Origin of the sequence: Moorena sp. SIO4E2 (assembly GCF_010671945.1) — a bacterium.
GTDB lineage: Bacteria > Cyanobacteriota > Cyanobacteriia > Cyanobacteriales > Coleofasciculaceae > Moorena > Moorena producens.
This window is the reverse complement of the sequence record NZ_JAAHIE010000923.1, coordinates 1-2222: the sequence shown is the minus strand read 5'-3', so window position 1 is coordinate 2222 and position 2222 is coordinate 1. Positions and strand designations below refer to the sequence as shown.

The window sequence follows — 2222 nt, the reverse complement described above, 5'->3', positions numbered from 1 at the left end:
TGGTTGCTTCAGGAGTACCGAAGGATAGGATTGTTCTTGCTTTTCATCCCCCCGAGATTCGTGAACATACTGGGTATGCGATCGCATAGTGTTTGCTGATAAGTTCTATGACAGTCAATTTACCTCTCAAATTATAAAAACTGCCGATAAATTTACTCTAATTCACTGCGAAGTCAGTATATTGACGTACAGCAGGTTCTTGAAATGCTAGTACAATATCAGTCTTTGGTACTCCCAATTTGACGAGTTCGTTGGCAAAACCAATTTCAGTTCCATCATGATGTATCCAAATTTTGGCATTTTTGATGCTGAAATGTAGAACACAACCATACATGGGTTGGCGGTTTTTCCAACCAGTGTAAACAACTTGATAATGGTCGTGGTCTGAGTCAAAAATTAAGGCAGCTTCAACATCTTGATCAGATGGACTTTTACTGGCATAATCACTCAGAAGTTGTTTAATGTATTGGCGATACTGGATTATTTTTTCCATTCTAAAATCACCTCTTCAGATAAGCAATCTATGCAAATCTTGATACAAAACCATTATACAATAATCAACTTCTTTTAGAGTTCTAAGTTATTGTGGGTTAGATCGGCGATTGACCGTAGGTCACGCTACGCGATGAAGCGTTTCGGCAAAGCCGACGCTACGCGAACGCAAAGCGTGGCCTACGGCCTCAGCTTCCGCGCTTGTGCGATTGACCGTAGGTCACGCTACGCGATCGCGTATAGCCCTAGGCCAATAAGTTAGGACATAAGATTCAGGGAGCGGTCAGGATTCCGCCTTGAAAAATGTCCTAAGCTGAACGCCTATTACCATACTATATGAGGTATGTCTAGAGTGTGTCATGGGCTTGTTTGCTTGAGGTAAGAGACATTTGGCTCTTTTGCGCCGTAACCCACCAATAATCTTTTGATTTTCTCTTTTATCTCAGTGTCTGCATTCTTCGGCAGCCTTTCTATTGGTTTTCGGTAATCGTTATCAATTACTTCCGGATCGGCATCTCGATCGAGAAGCGTTTTAATTATAGGAATATTCAGCTTACTTACCGCGATCCCTAATGCATTCATTCCACTAAATCCGCCAGCTTCATTGATTGTGTCTTTTGCTCCGTGATTGAGGAGCAGTTTAACCATTTCTATATTTTCTTCCTCTACACTCCATCTCAGAGGAGAATTGCCTTCATTATCCTTGACATTAGGATTAGCTCCCGCTTTCAATAGTAAGCTTACTATCTCTTTGTGGCCGCCCCACATAGCCATGAGTAATGGATTAGAATCCCGGTCTAGATTCCAAGCATTGACATCAGCTCCGGCTTTTATCAAAAGTTTTACAATTTCTATTTTTCCTCCATAATCAACTTCATCTATCGCTTCTTGTAAGGGAGTCCAGAAAGGGGGATTAGGCATGTAAAAATTAACGTCGAGACCTTGTTCAATCATCTTCGCAAGATTACTATCATCATGGTATCGAATTATCTCAAAAATATCTTTATTGTTCATTTTAATTAACAAAAATAAGATGAGGATAAACTACTTTAAACTCAATCCTTGAGATTACTAGTAACGTTCAAGGCTTGAGCTAAAAATATTCTTTATATATAATCTCCATAATTGTCTAATAGCTCTTGGCAGTTTTCCAGTGCATTCCTCATTTGATTGAGAGCATCTGTGTGTCTTTGATCCGGTTTTCCACCAAAGCATTCATCTTGTATTTGTTGTCTTTGATCAATACATTCTTGTAGAATTTTAATTCTGTTAATAACATGGTTTTTCGTTATTCCTTTGACTGATCTTCCTTTGAGTTTTTTCCCGGCTTTTAGCTTATCCAAAGCTGGCTTACACCCAGGCAGTGGTATAGAACCACAAATTGCATCTTTTTCCCCTTGGAGTCTCTCAAGGACTTCATCTTCACAGGTCTGATTTGAATGTTTTCTATCTCTTTCCGCTTTTTTTTTGCCATCTTCACTTTTACTTCTTCGACTTGTATAATCATAATCCCAATCTTTTCCCCCATCAATAACTGTGATAGAGCTGAAGATAGGATGTTTATTCTTGGTAAGATTGGCAGCTTTTATTGCATTAGCTTTAGGTAAGCATTCAGCTATCAGCCAAAGGCCTTTGGCCACGCTTTCGGCAAAGCCGACGCTTCGCGAACGCGAACAGCTATCAGCCAAAGGCCTTTGGCCACTGGGCATAGCCCACGCTACTTGATGTGC

At 40.2% G+C, this 2222-nt stretch carries 5 protein-coding genes; 2 read left to right on the top strand and 3 right to left on the bottom strand.

Features of this window, described 5'->3' with window-relative positions; all coding sequences use genetic code 11:
• A partial coding sequence (locus tag F6K37_RS39025; RefSeq protein ID WP_287256601.1) for an element excision factor XisI family protein occupies nucleotides 1-89 on the top strand: 89 nt, incomplete at its 5' end.
• 68 nt (nucleotides 90-157) lie between these two features.
• Here the strand turns inward: F6K37_RS39025 and F6K37_RS39020 are convergent.
• On the bottom strand, nucleotides 158-493 hold the full coding sequence (locus F6K37_RS39020; RefSeq protein WP_008178108.1) for a XisI protein: 336 nt from the start codon (nucleotides 491-493) through the stop codon (nucleotides 158-160).
• Between the two features lie 90 nt (nucleotides 494-583).
• On the opposite strand from F6K37_RS39020, the gene F6K37_RS39015 reads away from it, so the two are divergent.
• Nucleotides 584-754 carry a hypothetical protein gene (locus F6K37_RS39015; RefSeq protein WP_154659645.1) on the top strand — a complete coding sequence of 57 codons (171 nt, stop codon included), beginning with the start codon at nucleotides 584-586 and terminating at the stop codon, nucleotides 752-754.
• 95 nt (nucleotides 755-849) lie between these two features.
• Here F6K37_RS39015 and F6K37_RS39010 read toward each other — a convergent pair whose 3' ends face one another.
• Both F6K37_RS39010 and F6K37_RS39005 read right to left on the bottom strand, forming a co-directional pair.
• Entirely contained in the window at nucleotides 850-1506 is a 657-nt protein-coding gene (locus F6K37_RS39010) for an ankyrin repeat domain-containing protein (protein WP_008178110.1), read from the bottom strand.
• A gap of 92 nt (nucleotides 1507-1598) precedes the next feature.
• Nucleotides 1599-2222: hypothetical protein (locus tag F6K37_RS39005; protein ID WP_287256598.1), on the bottom strand; the 624-nt coding region annotated here is incomplete at its 5' end.